Annotated in this window: 1 protein-coding gene; it reads right to left on the minus strand. The window is 62.3% G+C overall.

Translation table 11 applies throughout. From position 1 onward, the window contains the following. A partial coding sequence (locus QMX78_RS21530) for a GTP-binding protein (protein ID WP_282273497.1) occupies positions 1-305 on the minus strand: 305 nt, incomplete at both ends.

The following is a 305-nucleotide window of genomic DNA, read 5'->3' on the forward strand; positions in this document are numbered from 1 at the left end:
ACGATGTACGGCACGCCGACCTGACGCGACAGCAGGATGTGCTCGCGGGTCTGCGGCATCGGGCCGTCAGCAGCCGAACAGACCAGGATCGCGCCGTCCATCTGGGCAGCACCGGTGATCATGTTCTTGACGTAGTCAGCATGGCCCGGGCAATCCACGTGGGCGTAGTGACGGGTAGCGGATTCGTACTCAACGTGTGCGGTCGAGATCGTGATGCCACGTGCCTTTTCTTCCGGCGCGGCGTCGATCGAGGAGTAATCCTTGAACTCGCCACCGAAGCGCTCTGCACCGATCTTGGTCAGTGC

This window comes from Stenotrophomonas sp. PS02298 (assembly GCF_029959445.1).
Classification (GTDB): domain Bacteria; phylum Pseudomonadota; class Gammaproteobacteria; order Xanthomonadales; family Xanthomonadaceae; genus Stenotrophomonas.